Raw genomic sequence first — 16,454 nt, forward strand, 5'->3', positions numbered from 1 at the left:
TCACCTTTGCGGAGCGCTCACCCCAGAAATCCCCGCAACAGCGCCGCCGTACCCGCGCAGTGCTCGCGCGTCATCTCCCGCGCCCCGTCCGCGTCCCCGTCCAGCACCGCCTCCACCAGCGCGGTGTGCTGGCGCTGGGAGTGCTCCAGGTTGCGCACCAGCAGCGGGATGCAGTCCAGCAGGTCGTTGACCGTGGCCCGGACCGCCGCGTACTGCGCGGTCAGCGACGGCGAACCGCACAGCTCGGCCAGCGTCAGGTGCAGCAGCGTGTCCGCCCGCCGGTAGTCCGTCAGCGGTGCCTCGTGCGTGCGGTCCAGCGCCTCCCGCAGCCGCCCCGCCTGCTCCGCCGTCAGCCCGTGCGCCGCGCACAGCCCGGCCGCGCCCACCTCCAGCACCTCGCGGAAGCGCAGCACGTCCTCGATGTCGACCTCGGCGATCCGGCGCCGCAGTTCGTCCTCGCCGCCCCCGTCCGGGCGCGGCAGCACAAACGTTCCGCCGTACCGCCCGCGCCGCGCCTCCACCAGACCCTGGTCCTGGAGCACCTTCAGCACCTCACGCAACGTCACCCGGCTGATGCCGAGCCGCTCCGCCAGCTCCCGCTCGGCCGGCAGCCGCTCGCCCGCCGGCACCAGACCGAGCCGTACGACCTGGAGGACCTGCTCCAGCGCCTCCTCGAAGCCGTTGCCCGCCCGCACCGGCCGCAGCACCGGAGCGAGCCGGTCCGCCACCGTCCGCGCATCCGTCTCCCGCGACATCCGGGCCCACCCCCCTTCCCAAGCAATGGTTCGCAGCAATACCTTATGGCTCCCGGCCCGGCCGAAAAAGCGCGATGGCGCCAAAGGAGGCTCTCCGTGGCAGACCGCACACCCCCGCTCGGCGTCGAGGAACTGCACGCCCTGGTCGCGAGCGGTGAGATCGACACTGTCGTCCTGGCCTTCCCCGACATGCAAGGGCGCCTCCAGGGCAAGCGGTTCGCCGCCCGCTTCTTCCTCGACGAGGTCCTGCACCACGGCACCGAGGGCTGCAACTACCTGCTCGCCGTGGACACCGAGATGAACACCGTCGACGGCTACGCGATGTCCTCCTGGGAGCGCGGCTACGGCGACTTCGCCATGCACCCGGACGTGTCCACCCTGCGCCGCGTCCCCTGGCACCCCGGCACCGCGCTGCTCATCGCCGACCTCGCCTGGAACGACGGCTCCCCGGTCGTCGCCGCCCCCCGCCAGATCCTGCGCCGCCAGCTCGACCGGCTCGCCGGGCACGGCTACACCGCCCAGGTCGGCACCGAGCTGGAGTTCATCGTCTTCAAGGACAGCTACGAGCAGGCCTGGGACGCGAACTACCGGGGCCTGACCCCGGCCAACCAGTACAACATCGACTACTCCATCCTCGGCACCGGCCGCATCGAACCCCTGCTGCGCCGCCTGCGCAACGACATGGCCGGCGCCGGCCTCACCGTCGAGTCCGCCAAGGGCGAGTGCAACCCCGGCCAGCACGAGATCGCCTTCCGCTACGACGAGGCCCTGCGCACCTGCGACCAGCACGCCCTCTACAAGACCGGCGCCAAGGAGATCGCCGCCCAGGAGGGCGTCTCGATCACCTTCATGGCCAAGTACAACGAGCGCGAGGGCAACTCCTGCCACATCCACCTCTCGCTCGCCGACGCCGACGGCGCCAACGCGATGGCCGGGCCCGACGGCATGTCCGAGGTGATGCGGTACTTCCTCGCCGGACAGCTCGCCGCGCTGCGCGACTTCTCGCTGCTCTACGCCCCCAACATCAACTCCTACAAGCGGTTCCAGTCCGGCTCCTTCGCCCCCACCGCCGTCGCCTGGGGCCACGACAACCGCACCTGCGCCCTGCGCGTCGTCGGTCACGGCCGCTCCCTGCGCTTCGAGAACCGCCTCCCCGGCGGGGACGTGAACCCCCACCTCGCCGTCGCGGGGCTCGTCGCGGCCGGTCTGTACGGCATCGAGCACAAGCTGGAGCTGCCCGAGCCCTGCCCCGGCAACGCCTACACCGCCGACTACGCGCAGGTGCCGACCACTCTGCGCGAGGCCGCCGAGCTGTGGGGGACCAGCCCGATCGCCCAGGCGGCGTTCGGGGACGAGGTCGTCGCCCACTACCGCAACATGGCGCGCGTCGAGCTGGAGGCCTTCGACGCCGCGGTCACCGACTGGGAGCTGCGCCGCTCCTTCGAACGCCTGTGAAAGGTCACCACGTGTCCGACCCGAACGAGCTGACGGTCCTCGACCCCGCCACCGAAGAGGTCGTCGCCACCGTCCCGGCCGCCACCGCCGAGGACGTCGACGCCGCCGTCGTACGCGCCGCCCGCGCCCAGACCCGGTGGGCCGCCCTCGCCCCCGCCGACCGGGCCCGGCTGCTGCGCCGCTTCGCCGACGCCGTCGACGCCCACACCGAGGAACTCGCCCAGCTGGAGGTCCGCGAGGCCGGCCACACCGTCGGTAACGCCCGCTGGGAGGCCGGCAACGCCCGCGACCTGCTCCTCTACGCGGCCGGCGGCGCCGAGCGCCTGGTCGGCAGACAGATCCCGGTCCCCGGCGGCTGGGACGTCACCTTCCAGGAACCGCTGGGCGTCATCGGCGTCATCGCCCCCTGGAACTTCCCCCTGCCGATCGCCGCCTGGGGCTCCTTCCCGGCGCTCGCGGCCGGGAACGCGGTCCTCCTCAAGCCCGCCGAGACCACCCCGCTCACCGCGCTCCGCCTCGCCGAGCTGGCGCTGGAGGCGGATCTGCCCGAGCACCTCTTCCAGGTGCTGCCCGGCTACGGCGCCACCGCCGGACGCGCCCTGGTCGACCACCCGGACGTCGCCAAGATCGTGTTCACCGGCTCCACCCGCACCGGCCGCGAGGTCATGGAGCGCTGCGCGCGCCTGGTCAAACCGGTCACCCTCGAACTCGGCGGCAAGAGCCCCAACATCGTCTTCGCCGACGCCGACCTCAAGGCCGCCCTCGACCCCTTCTCCTTCCTGGACAACGCCGGCCAGGACTGCTGCGCCCGCACCCGCGTCCTGGTCCAGGAGGCGGTGCTGGACGAGGCCCGCGCCCTCCTCGCCGACGCGCTGGCCGCCGTGGTCGTGGGTGATCCGGCCGACGAGAAGACCCAGATGGGCCCGCTCATCTCCGGCCGGCAGCTGGAGCGCGTACGGTCGTACGTCCCCGACGACGCCCCGGCCCTGCGCGGCACGGCCCCCGACGGCCCCGGCTTCTGGTTCCCGCCGACCGTGCTCACCGGCGAGCGGCACGACAGCCCGGCGGCCCGCGAGGAGATCTTCGGCCCGGTCGCCGTCCTGCTGCCCTTCACCGACGAGCAGGACGCGATACGCCTCGCCAACGACACCCCCTACGGCCTGTCCGGCTCCATCTGGACCCGGGACGTGGGCCGTGCCCTGCGCGTGTCCCAGTCCGTCCGCGCGGGCAACCTGTCCGTCAACTCCCACTCCAGCGTCCGCTACTGGACCCCGTTCGGCGGCTACAAGCAGTCCGGCCTCGGCCGGGAACTCGGCCCCGACGCCCTGACCGCCTTCACCGAGACCAAGAACGTCTTCCTCAGCACGGAGGTCCCCGCACCGTGACCGACAACAGCGTGACCGACAACAGTGTCTGCCGCCGCCTGGTCGGCCGTACCGCCGTCGTGACCGGAGCCGGCAGCGGCATCGGACTCGCCAGCGCCCGCCGGCTCGCCTCCGAAGGCGCCCACGTCGTCTGCGCGGACGTCGACGAGGCGCGCGGCAAGGCCGCCGCCGACGAGGTCGGCGGGCTCTTCGTGAAGACCGACGTCACCGACCCCGAGCAGGTCGAGGCGCTGTTCCGGGCCGCGTACGACACCTACGGCAGTGTCGACGTCGCCTTCAACAACGCAGGCATCTCCCCGCCCGACGACGACTCCATCCTGGAGACCGGGCTGGAGGCATGGAAGCGCGTCCAGGAGGTCAACCTCACCTCCGTCTACCTGTGCTGCAAGGCCGCCCTGCCCTACATGCGCCGCCAGGGCAAGGGCTCCATCATCAACACCGCGTCCTTCGTGGCGCGGATGGGCGCGGCCACGTCCCAGATCTCCTACACGGCCTCCAAGGGCGGCGTCCTGGCCATGTCCCGCGAGCTGGGCGTGCAGTTCGCCCGGGAGGGCATCAGGGTCAACGCGCTGTGCCCCGGCCCGGTCAACACCCCGTTGCTCCAGGAGCTGTTCGCCAAGGACCCGGAGCGGGCCGCGCGCCGGCTCGTCCACATCCCGGTCGGCCGGTTCGCCGAGGCCGAGGAGATCGCCGCCGCCGTCGCCTTCCTGGCCAGCGACGACTCCTCCTTCGTCAACGCCACCGACTTCCTGGTGGACGGCGGGATCGCCGGCGCCTACGTCACGCCGCTGTAGGGCGGCCCAGCGGACTCAGAGGAACGTACGCCCCTCACCCCGGTAGGTGGGCACGGCGGCCGTCACCGTGTCCCCCTCGATCAGGTGCAGGGTGTCGAACCGCTCGCACAGCTCGCCCGCCTTCGCGTGGCGGAACCACACCTTGTCGCCGATGAGCAGATCGTCGGCGGGCGAGCCGAGCAGCGGGGTCTGCACCTCGCCGGGGCCCTCCTGCGGGTCGTACCTCAAGCCCTCCGGCAGGTACGGCACCGGCAGCCGGTCGGGGCCGGCCGCGCCGGAGGCCGGATAGCCGCCACCGAGCACGGTGACGACGCCCACCCCGGGCCGCCGGACCACCGGCTGGGCGAAGAGGGCGGCCGGACGGCCCGTGAAGGACGTGTAGTTGTCGAACAGGCGCGGCACGTACAGCCCCGAGCCGGCCGCGATCTCGGTCACCGCGTCCTCGGCGGCGGTGTGCTGCACACTGCCGGTGCCGCCGCCGTTGACGAACTCCAGGTCCGGGGCGACCGCCCGGACCGCCCGGACGACCGCGGCCCGCCGCTCGGCCAGCTCCCGCCGGGCGGTGGCCTGCATCAGCCGGACCGCCCGCGAGCGCAGGGGCCGCCCGGCGACCGCGTCCCCGACCCCGGCGATGTGCCCCTCGTACGCCATGATCCCCACCAGCCGGAAGCCCGGCCGCCGGGCCACGGACCGTGCCAGCTCGGCGAGTTGGGCGGGGGAGTGCAGCGGCGAACGCCGGGCCCCGACCCGGACCCGGCCGCCGAGCAGCTTCAGCGAGGTGTCCAACTCCAGGCAGACCCGCACCACTTCACGTCCGCCTTCGCGGGCCGCGTCGATGAGGTCCAGGTGCGCCGGATCGTCGATCATCACCGTGACGGCACCGGCCAGCTTCGGATCGGCGGCCAGTTCAGCGAACCCGGCCCGGTCCGCCGACGGATAGGCCAGCAGGATGTCCTCGAACCCCGAACGCGCGAGCCAGAGCGACTCGTCCAGGGTGAACGACATGATGCCCTCGAAGCCGTCCCTGGCCAGGACGCGTTCCAGCAGGGCCCGGCAGCGGACCGACTTGCTGGCGACCCGCACGGGCTTGCCCCCGGCGCGGCGGACCAGGTCGTCCGCGTTGGCGTCGAAGGCGTCCAGGTCCACGATCGCGAGAGGGGCGTCGAGATGGGCGGTGGCCCGGTCGTAACGGGCCCGGTCGGCGGCGCGCGCAGTCATGACGGAAGCCTGCCAGACAGGATTACCGCAGGGTAGGGGGACGTTCCGGGCAGATGCCACCCGGCGCGTGGACTGGTTCTCCCTCTCTCCCGGACAACCCGTAGAGTGACGCGCACGTACGGCGGAACCCGCCCGGCCACCACGTGAACCGGGATGCCGGTCCGGCCGTACGGGTATGCGTGCCCGGAAGGAGCTTCCGCACCGGGCGCGGCCGAGCAGCGACAGCGGCCCGCGTACGAGGAGACGGCCCGGGCACGAGGAAACGGGGGGTGCATGAGCACGGGAGCCCGCCACGCCCCGGTCCCACGGCGTCCGTCGACTCCCCCGGGGCCCCCGGCCCAGCGCCCGCCGACGCCCTCCACGCCGCCACGCCTTGACGACGACCCGGACGAGGAGCCGTCGGTCTTCACCCCGCGCGGTGCACGGCCCGCGTCCGACGCGGTCCCGCGCGCCCACCGCCCGCGCCCGTCGGCCGTACCCGAGGTCTCCGACCCGGTGAGTCCGCCACCACCGCCCGCCTCGGCCCGTTTCCCCGACGCCCCGCCGAGCACGGGCTCCATCGGCGCACCGGCCCGGACGCCTTCGGCGACCACCGCTGGGCCCGCTGCGGAGACCGGCACGGCCCGGCTCCGCCCGGGCAGGGAGCCCGGGGGACAGGGGGCCCCGGCCGAAACTCCGTCGGAGACGACGGCACGGCTGCGCCCGATCCGCCCGTCGACCTCGCCCGCGCCGACGTCCCCGACTCCGCCGGTGTCCTCGCGTACGCCGGATGCCCCCGCGCCCTCCGGCACCCGCTCCCCGCCACCCCGACTCGGCACCCACCGACCCCGCTCCGGCTGCTTCCCCGGGAGCACCGACGGACCGCCGCACCGATGGCGCACCGGCGCCTGGGCAGGCAGCGAATCCCCGTGCGGGGCGTGTGTCCGCGTCGGGGCAGGTGCGGGAGCCTCGCGAGGGTGGTGCGTCCGCGCCGGGGCAGGTGCGGGGCCCCCGTGCGGGTGGGATGTCCGCGTCCGGGCGGGCAGCGAATCCCGGTACGGGTGGCGTGCCGCTGCCTGGACAGGCGGGGGACCCCCGCATGGGTGGGGTGTCCGCGCCCGGGCAGGCAGCGGGGGGTGTCGTCCCGCCGCCCGGGCCGGTGAGCGATCAGGCCGTGGCCGGGGCCTGGTCCCCCATGGCTCCCGCTCATCCCGTGCGTCCCGCTCCCGACCCCGCTCACTCCTGGGGGGCCGGAACCGACGGGCGGCCGCTCGTGTCGTTCGGGGAGCCCGAGGGGTTCGGGGGGTTCGGGGGGCGGGCGCGTCCCCGGGTCGGGGCGCGCACCGTCGCCGCCGCTGCCTGCCTCGTGCTCGGGCTCGGGCTCATCGGTGGTGCCGCGACCGGCAGTTGGCTCACCGGGGACGGCGGGACGGACGGCGCCGGGAACGCCTTCGGCACCGCCCGGACCCTCTGGCACAGCGTGCCCGTGGACGAACTGTTCCCGCCCACCGTCGAGGGCACGGGCGCCGGCCCCGGCGGCGCCGACCGCACCTGGACCAGGATCGCCGTCGCCCGGGACAGCGGCTGCGCCCACGCCTTCGACCCGCTGTTGCACAAGGCCCTCGCCCCGGTCGGCTGCCAGCGACTGCTGCGCGCCACCTACACCGACGCCACCCAGACCTACGTCACCACCGTCGGCCTGCTGTTCACCAAGGCCGACCCCGCCGCCATGTCCGCGCTCGCCGCCCGCTTCCGCGACGAACACCTCGACAGCCGCGCCGACCTGATGCCCCGGCCGTACGCCGCCGCCGGCACGGCCGCCGCCGGGTTCGGCGACCGGCAGCGGGCCTCGTGGACGGTCTCGGTCCTCACCGACGCCCCCGTCGTCGCCTACGCCGTCTCCGGCTGGGCCGACGGCCGTACCGTCGACACCCCCCAGCCCGCCGCGGACGCCGTCCGCTCCGGCGCCACCACGGCACCGGCCCAGGCCGGCCTCGGCAACGAGGCCCAGGGCCTGGCCGACCGCATCGAACGGCGCCTGCGCAAGACCGTCGGCACGGCCACGGAGAAGCCTTCATGAAGCACCCGGCCCAGCACGCCGCCAAGGCGGCGGTGAGCCTGCTGCTCGCCGTCCCCCTCGCCCTGCTGCCGTCCGCCGCCCACGCCGACGGCATCCGCGCCCAGCAGTGGGGCCTCACCGCCCTCCACCTGGACGATGCCTGGCGGACCACCAAGGGCCGCGGCGTCACCGTGGCCGTCCTGGACACCGGCGTCGAGGCCGGCCATCCGGACCTCGACGGCAACGTGCTGCCCGACAAGGACATGATCGGCTTCGGCGCCGGACCCGGCGACCGCACCTGGGCCCGGCACGGCACCGCCATGGCCGGCATCATCGCGGGGCACGGCCACGGTCCCGGCGGCACCGACGGCGTCATGGGCGTCGCCCCCGAGGCGAAGATCCTGCCGGTCCGGGTGATCCTGGAGGACGGTGACCCCGCCCGCGCCAAGGCCCGCACCACCCGCGGCGGCGCCCTCGCCGACGGCATCCGCTGGGCCGCCGACCACGGCGCCGACGTCATCAACCTCTCCCTCGGCGACGACTCGAACTCGGCCCATCCCGAACCCGGCGAGGACGAGGCGGTGCAGTACGCCCTGAAGAAGGGCGTGGTCGTCGTCGCCTCCGCGGGCAACGGCGGCGACAAGGGCGACCACGTCTCCTACCCGGCCGCCTACCCGGGCGTCATCGCCGCGACCGCCGTGGACAAGTACGGCACCCGCGCCGCCTTCTCCACCCGCCGCTGGTACGCGGCCGTGAGCGCGCCCGGCGTCGATGTCGTCATCGCCGACCCCGACCACAAGTACTACGCGGGCTGGGGCACCAGCGCCGCCTCGGCCTTCGTCTCCGGCGCGGCGGCCCTGGTCAAGGCCGCCCACCCCGGCCTTTCCCCCGCCCAGATCAAGAAGCTCCTGGAGGACACCGCGCGGGACGCCCCGGTCGGCGGCCGGGACGACTCCCGGGGGTTCGGCATGATCGACCCGGCGGCGGCCCTGAGGGCGGCCGCCCGGGTCGAACCCCGGGGCCTGAAGGCCGCGTCCTACGGCGAGAAGTACTTCGGCGCCGGCCCGGACACCCCCAGGGCCACGAGCGGCCCCTCCGACTGGGCGGCACCGCTCGCGGGAGGCGCGGGCGGGGTCCTGCTGGTGGCCGGGGTGATTCTGTGGCGGGGCCGCCGACACGCGGCCTGAGCCGCTATCCGGCGATGTACCCGATCTCCGGGTAGCGCGGTGCGGCGCCGTCCAGCAGGTGCCCGGCGTCGGGGCGGCCTCGCAACTGGAGGTCGAAGAAGGCCCGCACCGTGGCCCGTACGGCCGCCACCGCCCGGTCGGCGGGGATCGTGCCGGCCTGCAGCTGCTGCCGCACCACCTCCGGGACCTGGGGCGCGATGGCCACGAGGTCCGTGTAGGAGTTGTGGTCGGCGTCCGCGAGCCGCAGGCAGCGGCGCCAGCCGCGCAGTCGCTCCCAGAACGGGTGCCAGGTCGGGTCCTGGTCCATGCCGTCGTGCACGGCTGTGTCCATCAGCAGGAACGGCCGGTCGAGACCGTGCTCGACCACCGGCCCGTACAGCGCGCCGTCCAGGTCGATGCCGGCCCGCACCCGCTCGTCCCGGTACATGACGGCCGCCGACGCGGCACCGCCCCTGGAGTGCCCGAACGCGCCGGTCCGCGTGAGGTCCAGGCTCCCGCACAGACCGCGGGGCAGCGGGCGCCGCTGTGCGTCAGGATTGCCGCCCCGGTTCACGACGGCCAGCTGGTCGAGCACGAACCGCAGGTCGTCGACGCGCACCGCGACCGCCTCCGCCCGGCCGGCCGGATCCGGCTCGGGGCGGGTCACGACGCGGCCGTCGGGGAACTCCACCTCCCCCGAGTCGTACGGGTGGTCCACCGTGACCACCACGTACCCCCAGGACACCAGGTCCTCGACGACGAGGGTGTTGAACGTGCGGTCCGAGGTGTAGCCCGGCGAGTACAGCAGCACCGGCCGGCGGCCCGGCCTGGCCGGCGCCCGGTCCGCGCTGTGCGTCCACGGCAGCGCGTAACCGTCCACCGCGCCGCCGAAGCGGGCCTTCACCGCCCGCTCGGCACCGGACGGCAGCCACGGCAGCGGCGCGTGACCACGTACGTCGGCGGCCGGGTAGTGCACGGTCACCATCAGCTCACGCGGCTCTCCCGTGTCCGACCGGGGTTCGGTCCGCGACCGGTCGACCAGGTGCAGCTCCACGGCGCCCACCGGTGCGGGCCCGGTCGGTCCGGCCAGCCGGATGGGGATGAGGCCGGCCGCCGAGGCGCGTCCGGGAGCCGACAGGGGAACGGCGACGGCTGCGACGGCCCCGAGGCCACCGGCTATGAGGGATCGGCGAGTGGGGCGTACGGGAGGCACCGGGCTCCTTCCGCGGCCGGACGCCGGCTCGGCAGACTATTGGCCGGCGTCCGGGCCTGCTCATCGTCAAGTCCCTTGCAGGCTAGATCATTTGGTCGACGGCAACTGGACCTTTTACGGCCGAACGCGATGGATCATTTGTCGCCAAACGCCCCTACCGCCGCCTTCGCCGCCTCCTCCACCAGGGAGATCCCCCGCGCCTGGCTCGCCGTGCCGTCCGACAGCACCGCGACCAGGTAGTCGGTCCCGTCCACCGTCACCCGGCCGATACTGTTGACGTCCCACAACCCGGTCGTGCTGCGCGGCAGCCACCCGTTCTTCAGCGCCCAGGAGTTGCCCTCGGCGGCGGCCGACACACCCCACTGCTGATCGGGCTCGACGGACTTCATCAGCCCCTGCAGATACGTCCGGGAGGCCGCGCTCAGCTTCGAGTCCTCCTCGAACACCTGCTGGAGGAGGACCAGTTGGTCCGACGCGGTGGTCCGGGTCAGCCCCCACAGCTCACCGTCCCCGCCGGAGGTGTCCGTCAGCCCGAAGCGCTCGTTCGCCGCGTCCAGCCCGGCCGCCCGCCCGATCGCGTGCCACAGCGCCGTCGCCGAGGCGTTGTCGCTGTTCTCGATCATCCTGGTGGCGTACGCCCGCTCCTGCGCCGTCAGCCGTCGGCCCGCGTCCTGCGCCTGGAGCAGCAGCGCGGCCAGGATGTCGACCTTGACGATGCTCGCCGTGTCGAAGGAGGCGTCGCCGTACACGGCGCTCTCCCCGGACCCGGGTGCCAGCACCGCCGCCGACACCCGCGCGCCCGACGGCACCTCGACCCCCGCCATCGCGGCACTCAGAACCGCTTTCCGGTCCACCGCCGCCGGCTCCCGCACGGACGCCTCCTCTCCGGCCCCGGCCGAGGCGGTGACCGAGGGCGCCGCCGCCGACGATACGGCCCCGGCTCCGGCCCGCGCCCGGCCCTTCACGTAGACCGTGCCGCCGGCGGTGACCCCGCCCACGGCGACGACGGCGAGCGCGGTGCACAGCAAGGCACGGCGCCGGGACGGGCGCGCACGGCGGCCACGGCGGGCTCTGGAGGACTCCATGCCGCGATGCTCGGGGCCAGGGCTGTGCGCCCTGTTAGGCGAAGGTTAGAGCCGGGTCAGGGAAAACTGAGATTCCTGTGAACGCGGTGACGCCGGGGTTTCCGGCCCCGCACAAGCCCAGCAGTTTCCCCCCTATAGGGTCGGGGACCGTGGCGAACAAGAACATTCCCGACCCCGGCTTCTCCGACGACGACGGCTCCGCCGACCCCAGGCTGAGCGCGGCGCTGGCCGCCTGGGCCGAGGACCGCAGCGCCCTCGGGCCCGTCCTGGAGGCGCTCAGGGGAGCCCGTCTGCTGGTCCCCGTCGTCGCCGTGCTCGGCGAGGTCGAGGAGGACGAGAACGGGCTGCGCCGCGAGAAGACCAGCGACATGGCCGTACCCACCCTGAAGGCCGGCGACCGCACCGCGCTGCCCGCCTTCACCTCCACCGACTCCCTCGCCCGCTGGGACCCCGCGGCCCGCCCGGTCGCCGTGCCCCTGCACCAGGCCCTCCAGGCCGCGGCGCACGAGAAGGCGGACACGGTTGTGCTCGACCTCGCCGGACCGGTGCCCTTCGAACTGACCGGCCCGGCGCTGCTCGCCCTCGCCGAGGGCCGCACCAGCATCGACCCGCTCGCCGACCCCGCCGTGGTGGGGGCCGTCCGTACGGCGGTGGCGGCGGAGCCCGCCGTGCTGCGCGCCCACCTCGGGCCCGGACAGGCCGACGGCACCCTCGCCCTCGTCCTCGACCCGGCCGCGCCGCCCGCCGAGGCCGCCCGCGCTGTCGCCGAGCGGCTGGCGGCCGACGAAACACTGCGGGCCCGCCTGGTGCGCGGTCTCGACCTGGCACTGCTGCCGGCCGGGACCACGCCTCCGGGCGAGCCCTTGTACGTGAAGGATCAGGTCGGTCGTGAGGGAGCGGGTCAGCCGTAGATCGGGCCGGTGTACTTCTCGCCCGGCCCCTGGCCCGGCTCGTCCGGGACGATCGACGCCTCGCGGAACGCGAGCTGGAGCGACTTCAGGCCGTCGCGCAGCGGAGCCGCGTGGAAGGAGCTGATCTCGGTCGCGCTCGCGTCCAGCAGACCGGCGAGCGCGGTGATCAGCTTGCGGGCCTCGTCCAGGTCCTTGTACTTCTCGCCCTCCTCGCTCAGCCCGAGCTTCACGGCGGCGGCGCTCATCAGGTTGACTGAGACCGTCACGATCACCTCGACGGCGGGGACCTCGGCGATGTCCCGGGTCATCGCGTCGAAGTCGGGGACCTCTGAAGACTCAGCAGACTCGGCAGGGGTGTCACTCATGCCCCACACCATAGGTGGTCGCGCCCGGCGCCCCTGAATTCGCCCTTGTCAAGCGACCCTGCTAATCTGGAGGACGACCGGCTGGACATGACTGTGTCCGGCCCACAAGTGGAGGCTCCGATCTCCCACCTGACCGTCCCCCGGGACGGCGGGTCATCCGGTCAGGCGGCCCCCATCGTTCCGTACGGACGATGGAGTCGCCCGAAAGCGCGCCCCGCGGCATCGCGGCGGTGCTCCGGTTGTTTGGAGCCCCGCCTGTGATCGTCCGGGGCATTTTTTGTGCTTCGGCGCGGTTAGGTCTAACGAAAAGAGACGTTACGCGGCTGTCCGCCAGACCGCCGTGTGGTGCTACCGAGGAGGATCCATCAGCGCCGAGCCCCGCATCAACGACCGGATTCGCGTTCCCGAGGTGCGACTTGTCGGTCCCAGTGGCGAGCAGGTCGGCATCGTGCCGCTCGCGAAGGCACTGGAGCTTGCGCAGGAGTACGACCTGGACCTGGTCGAGGTCGCGGCGAACGCCCGTCCGCCCGTGTGCAAGCTCATGGACTACGGGAAGTTCAAGTACGAGTCGGCCATGAAGGCCCGTGAGGCGCGCAAGAACCAGGCGCACACGGTCATCAAGGAGATGAAGCTCCGGCCGAAGATCGACCCGCACGACTATGACACCAAGAAGGGTCACGTCGTCCGGTTCCTCAAGCAGGGCGACAAGGTCAAGATCACGATCATGTTCCGTGGTCGCGAGCAGTCCCGCCCCGAGCTGGGCTACCGACTGCTGCAGCGGCTCGCGGAGGACGTCCAGGACCTCGGTTTCGTGGAATCGAACCCGAAGCAGGACGGCCGGAACATGATCATGGTCCTCGGTCCGCACAAGAAGAAGACCGAGGCGATGGCCGAGGCCCGCCAGGCGCAGGAGGCCCGCAAGGCCGAAGCGAAGGCGAACCCCGGCAAGTCGCAGAACCCTGCCGAGGCTGAGGCGCCGTCCGAGGAGCCTGCCGAGGCGTGATCCCGGGGGATGTACGTCGCCGTACGTCCCCGAGGATGTAACCGAAAGAAGAGAGCGACGCTCCATCGTGCCCGGTTTCACGACCGGGCACCGGAGCGCCACCGACGAGGAGATAACGGCGCTATGCCGAAGAACAAGTCGCACAGCGGTGCCAGCAAGCGCTTCAAGGTCACCGGCTCCGGCAAGGTGCTCCGTGAGCGCGCCGGCAAGCGCCACCTGCTCGAGCACAAGTCGTCCCGCGTCACGCGTCGCCTCACCGGCAACGCCGAGATGGCCCCGGGCGACGCCGCGAAGATCAAGAAGCTTCTCGGCAAGTGACGCGGCGGCGCTCTGAGCGCCGTGCGTCGGGACCGGGACCGAATCGATTCCGGGTCGTGTGAGTACCACCACGACCCCGCTACAAGGAGTTAACAAGTGGCACGCGTCAAGCGGGCAGTCAACGCCCACAAGAAGCGCCGGGCGATCCTCGAGCAGGCTTCCGGCTACCGCGGTCAGCGTTCGCGCCTGTACCGCAAGGCCAAGGAGCAGGTCACCCACTCGCTGGTCTACAACTACAACGACCGCAAGAAGCGCAAGGGCGACTTCCGTCAGCTGTGGATCCAGCGCATCAACGCCGCTGCCCGCGCCAACGGCATCACCTACAACCGCTTCATCCAGGGTCTGAAGGCCGCGAACGTCGAGGTCGACCGCAAGATCCTGGCCGAGCTGGCCGTGAACGACGCGAGCGCCTTCGCGGCGCTCGTCGAGGTCGCGCAGAAGGCGCTGCCGTCGGACGTGAACGCCCCCAAGGCCGCGTGACGCTGCGCCGGCTCTGAGCCGACGCTCACTGTAGGACCCGCAGGCTGTCATGGCTTGCGGGTCCTGTTGTTGGGGCCCACGGCACGTCGTTCGGCCGGGCCCGTCGTCGTTGCTCGCGCCCACGCGGCGGAGCCGCATACCGACAGAGCCCCCCGCCCCTGGAGGGGCGCGACCAGTTGCCGAAGGTAAAAGGATGCCCTCCGTCTCTCCCGAGCTGATTTCCCCCAGGTCCGCCCGTGTCTCCGCCGCCCGGCGCCTCGCCAAGCGGAACTTCCGGGGCAAGGATCGGCTGTTCCTGGCCGAAGGGCCGCAGGCCGTGCGAGAGGCTGCCGGGCACCGGGCCGGGGGACAGGCGACGCTGGTCGAGCTGTTCGCGACCGTGGAGGCCGCGGAGCGGTACGCCGACATCATCGGCGCGGCGCGTGACGCCGGCGCCCGGGTGCACCTCGCGTCCGAAGAGGTCATCGCCGACATCTCCACCACCGTCACCCCGCAGGGCCTGGTCGGCGTCTGCCGGTTCCTGGACACCCCGTTCGAGGACGTCCTCGCCGCCCGGCCGAGACTGGTCGCCGTCCTCGCCCATGTGCGGGACCCCGGCAACGCCGGCACGGTACTGCGCTGCGCCGACGCCGCCGGCGCCGAGGCCGTGGTCCTCACCGACGCCTCCGTGGACCTGTACAACCCCAAGGCCGTCCGGGCCTCCGTCGGCTCGCACTTCCACCTGCCCGTCGCCGTCGGCGTCCCCGTCGAGCGGGCCGTGGCCGCGCTGAAGGAGGCCGGGGTACGCGTCCTGGCCGCCGACGGGGCCGGCGACCGCGACCTGGACGAGGAGCTGGACAAGGGCACCATGGGCGGGCCGACCGCCTGGGTGTTCGGGAACGAGGCCTGGGGGCTGCCCGAGGAGACCCGCGACCTCGCCGACGCCGTCGTACGCGTCCCCATCCACGGGAAGGCCGAGAGCCTGAACCTGGCCACCGCCGCCGCCGTATGTCTCTACGCGTCGGCCCGTGCACAGCGCGCCTCCGGAGGGTGCCGCTCCGTCACCGAGAGCTAGTAGGGTGACCAGCGCGGGGCCCTGCGCCGTCTGAGAGGTGGGGTACGGGGATGAGTGTGGCCGGCACGAGCACCGCGCCGGAAGGACGGGACGCGCGGGGCGCGCCCGCGTCCCGGTGCGCCGGCTCCAGCGTCGATCCCGACCAGCTGCCCGACGGCCTCGTCGTCGCCGACGAACACGGCCGCGTGACCTGCTTCAACGCCGCCGCCGCGCGGATCACCGCGGTGCGGCCCGCCGACGCCATCGGACAGTCCCTGGAGAAGGCGCTGCCCCTGGAGGACCTGGAGGGGCGCCGCTGGTGGCAGCTCACCGACCCGTACGGCGGGCTCGCCATCCGGGTCCGGCAGCCGGAGCGCAATCTGCTGCTGCCCGGCGGCCGTGAGGTGCTGGTCTCCGCCCGCTACGTGCGCGACGAACCGCTGGGGCCGGTGCGCAGCGTGGTCGTCTCCCTCCGGGACACCGAGGCCCGCCGCCGCACCGAGCGCAGCCACGCCGAGCTGATCGCCACCGTCGCCCACGAGCTGCGCTCCCCGCTCACCTCCGTGAAGGGCTTCACCGCCACCCTGCTCGCCAAGTGGGAACGCTTCACCGACGACCAGAAGCGGCTCATGCTGGAGACCGTCGACGCCGACGCGGACCGGGTCACCCGCCTCATCGCCGAGCTGCTGGACATCTCCAGGATCGACTCCGGGCGGCTGGAGGTGCGCCGCCAGCCCGTGGACATCGGAGCCGCCGTCTCCCGGCACATCCAGGCCTACGTCGCGGCCGGGCAGCGCGCCGACCGCTTCCTGCTCCGCATCGAGCAGCCGCTGCCCGCGCTGTGGGCCGACCCTGACAAGATCGACCAGGTGCTCAGCAACCTCATCGAAAATGCCGTGCGGCACGGCGAGGGAACCGTCACCATTGACGTCACGCCCACGCCGTCCCCGCGCGAGGGCGAGGAGACCGGCACGTCGGTCACCGTGAGCGACGAGGGGCCCGGCATCCCGGAGGAGTCCATGAACCGCGTCTTCACCCGTTTCTGGCGGGGCAGCAAGCGCGGCGGCACGGGCCTCGGGCTGTACATCGTCAAGGGCATCGTGGAGGCCCACGGCGGCACGATCACGGTCGGCCGGGCCGCAGGCGGCGGCGCCGAGTTCCGATTTACGTTGCCCGTGGCGGCCCCGGCGTATCTCGCCTGACGGCCCACGGGCGCATTCGCACACCTCCACCCC

General features: G+C 73.2%; 16 protein-coding genes. 11 read left to right on the forward strand and 5 right to left on the reverse strand.

What is annotated here, in order from left to right:
* Positions 1-17: 17 nt before the first annotated feature.
* Entirely contained in the window at positions 18-755 is a 738-nt protein-coding gene (locus C3492_RS15935; protein ID WP_103812419.1) for a FadR/GntR family transcriptional regulator, read from the reverse strand.
* Between the two features lie 96 nt (positions 756-851).
* Here C3492_RS15935 and C3492_RS15940 point away from each other — a divergent pair, with 96 nt between their 5' ends.
* Genes C3492_RS15940 through C3492_RS15950 form a run of 3 tightly spaced genes read left to right on the forward strand, consistent with a single transcriptional unit; the run spans position 852 to position 4,389 of the window.
* Entirely contained in the window at positions 852-2,210 is a 1,359-nt protein-coding gene (locus tag C3492_RS15940) for a glutamine synthetase family protein (protein WP_103812420.1), read from the forward strand.
* Positions 2,211-2,221: 11 nt separating this feature from the next.
* Positions 2,222-3,595 carry an aldehyde dehydrogenase gene (locus C3492_RS15945; protein WP_103812421.1) on the forward strand — a complete coding sequence of 458 codons (1,374 nt, stop codon included), beginning with the start codon at positions 2,222-2,224 and terminating at the stop codon, positions 3,593-3,595.
* An 11-nt stretch (positions 3,596-3,606) separates the two neighbouring features.
* Positions 3,607-4,389, forward strand: coding sequence for a 3-oxoacyl-ACP reductase (locus C3492_RS15950; protein WP_103812470.1), 783 nt, complete (start codon positions 3,607-3,609; stop codon positions 4,387-4,389).
* A gap of 15 nt (positions 4,390-4,404) precedes the next feature.
* Here the strand turns inward: C3492_RS15950 and C3492_RS15955 are convergent, their stop codons facing one another.
* Positions 4,405-5,607: an amino acid deaminase/aldolase gene (locus C3492_RS15955; RefSeq protein ID WP_103812422.1), complete on the reverse strand. Its 1,203-nt coding sequence runs from the start codon at positions 5,605-5,607 to the stop codon at positions 4,405-4,407.
* 1,252 nt (positions 5,608-6,859) lie between these two features.
* On the opposite strand from C3492_RS15955, the gene C3492_RS15960 reads away from it, so the two are divergent.
* Together C3492_RS15960 and mycP are read left to right on the forward strand one after the other, a co-directional pair.
* Positions 6,860-7,666, forward strand: coding sequence for a hypothetical protein (locus C3492_RS15960; protein WP_258055728.1), 807 nt, complete (start codon positions 6,860-6,862; stop codon positions 7,664-7,666).
* Positions 7,663-8,832, forward strand: coding sequence for a type VII secretion-associated serine protease mycosin (gene mycP, locus C3492_RS15965; protein WP_103812423.1), 1,170 nt, complete (start codon positions 7,663-7,665; stop codon positions 8,830-8,832). The genes C3492_RS15960 and mycP overlap by 4 nt, the downstream gene beginning before the upstream one ends.
* A 4-nt stretch (positions 8,833-8,836) precedes the next feature.
* Here mycP and C3492_RS15970 read toward each other — a convergent pair whose 3' ends face one another.
* Together C3492_RS15970 and C3492_RS15975 are read right to left on the reverse strand one after the other, a co-directional pair.
* The gene (locus C3492_RS15970; RefSeq protein WP_258055729.1) at positions 8,837-10,024 is read right to left on the reverse strand and encodes a lipase; all 1,188 of its coding nucleotides are present in this window, start codon (positions 10,022-10,024) and stop codon (positions 8,837-8,839) included.
* Positions 10,025-10,158: 134 nt separating this feature from the next.
* On the reverse strand, positions 10,159-11,109 hold the full coding sequence (locus tag C3492_RS15975; protein ID WP_103812424.1) for a serine hydrolase: 951 nt from the start codon (positions 11,107-11,109) through the stop codon (positions 10,159-10,161).
* A gap of 149 nt (positions 11,110-11,258) precedes the next feature.
* Between C3492_RS15975 and C3492_RS15980 the strand changes: the two genes are divergently transcribed.
* Positions 11,259-12,020: an SseB family protein gene (locus C3492_RS15980; protein ID WP_103812425.1), complete on the forward strand. Its 762-nt coding sequence runs from the start codon at positions 11,259-11,261 to the stop codon at positions 12,018-12,020.
* On the opposite strand, the gene C3492_RS15985 is transcribed toward C3492_RS15980, so the two are convergent.
* Positions 12,011-12,385 carry a DUF1844 domain-containing protein gene (locus C3492_RS15985; RefSeq protein ID WP_103812426.1) on the reverse strand — a complete coding sequence of 125 codons (375 nt, stop codon included), beginning with the start codon at positions 12,383-12,385 and terminating at the stop codon, positions 12,011-12,013. The genes C3492_RS15980 and C3492_RS15985 overlap by 10 nt on opposite strands.
* A gap of 340 nt (positions 12,386-12,725) precedes the next feature.
* On the opposite strand from C3492_RS15985, the gene infC reads away from it, so the two are divergent.
* The 5 genes from infC to C3492_RS16015 all read left to right on the forward strand — a co-directional run bounded on the left by infC (position 12,726) and on the right by C3492_RS16015 (position 16,421).
* Positions 12,726-13,388: a translation initiation factor IF-3 gene (infC, locus tag C3492_RS15995; RefSeq protein ID WP_030654735.1), complete on the forward strand. Its 663-nt coding sequence runs from the start codon at positions 12,726-12,728 to the stop codon at positions 13,386-13,388.
* A gap of 123 nt (positions 13,389-13,511) precedes the next feature.
* Positions 13,512-13,706 carry a 50S ribosomal protein L35 gene (rpmI, locus tag C3492_RS16000; RefSeq protein ID WP_004933563.1) on the forward strand — a complete coding sequence of 65 codons (195 nt, stop codon included), beginning with the start codon at positions 13,512-13,514 and terminating at the stop codon, positions 13,704-13,706.
* Between the two features lie 96 nt (positions 13,707-13,802).
* On the forward strand, positions 13,803-14,186 hold the full coding sequence (gene rplT, locus C3492_RS16005) for a 50S ribosomal protein L20 (protein ID WP_014671645.1): 384 nt from the start codon (positions 13,803-13,805) through the stop codon (positions 14,184-14,186).
* A gap of 193 nt (positions 14,187-14,379) precedes the next feature.
* Entirely contained in the window at positions 14,380-15,240 is an 861-nt protein-coding gene (locus C3492_RS16010) for an RNA methyltransferase (protein ID WP_103812427.1), read from the forward strand.
* Between the two features lie 50 nt (positions 15,241-15,290).
* Entirely contained in the window at positions 15,291-16,421 is a 1,131-nt protein-coding gene (locus C3492_RS16015) for an ATP-binding protein (RefSeq protein ID WP_103812428.1), read from the forward strand.
* Positions 16,422-16,454 lie beyond the last annotated feature (33 nt).

Source organism: Streptomyces sp. Ru62 (assembly GCF_002920615.1).
In the GTDB taxonomy this organism is placed as follows: domain Bacteria; phylum Actinomycetota; class Actinomycetes; order Streptomycetales; family Streptomycetaceae; genus Streptomyces.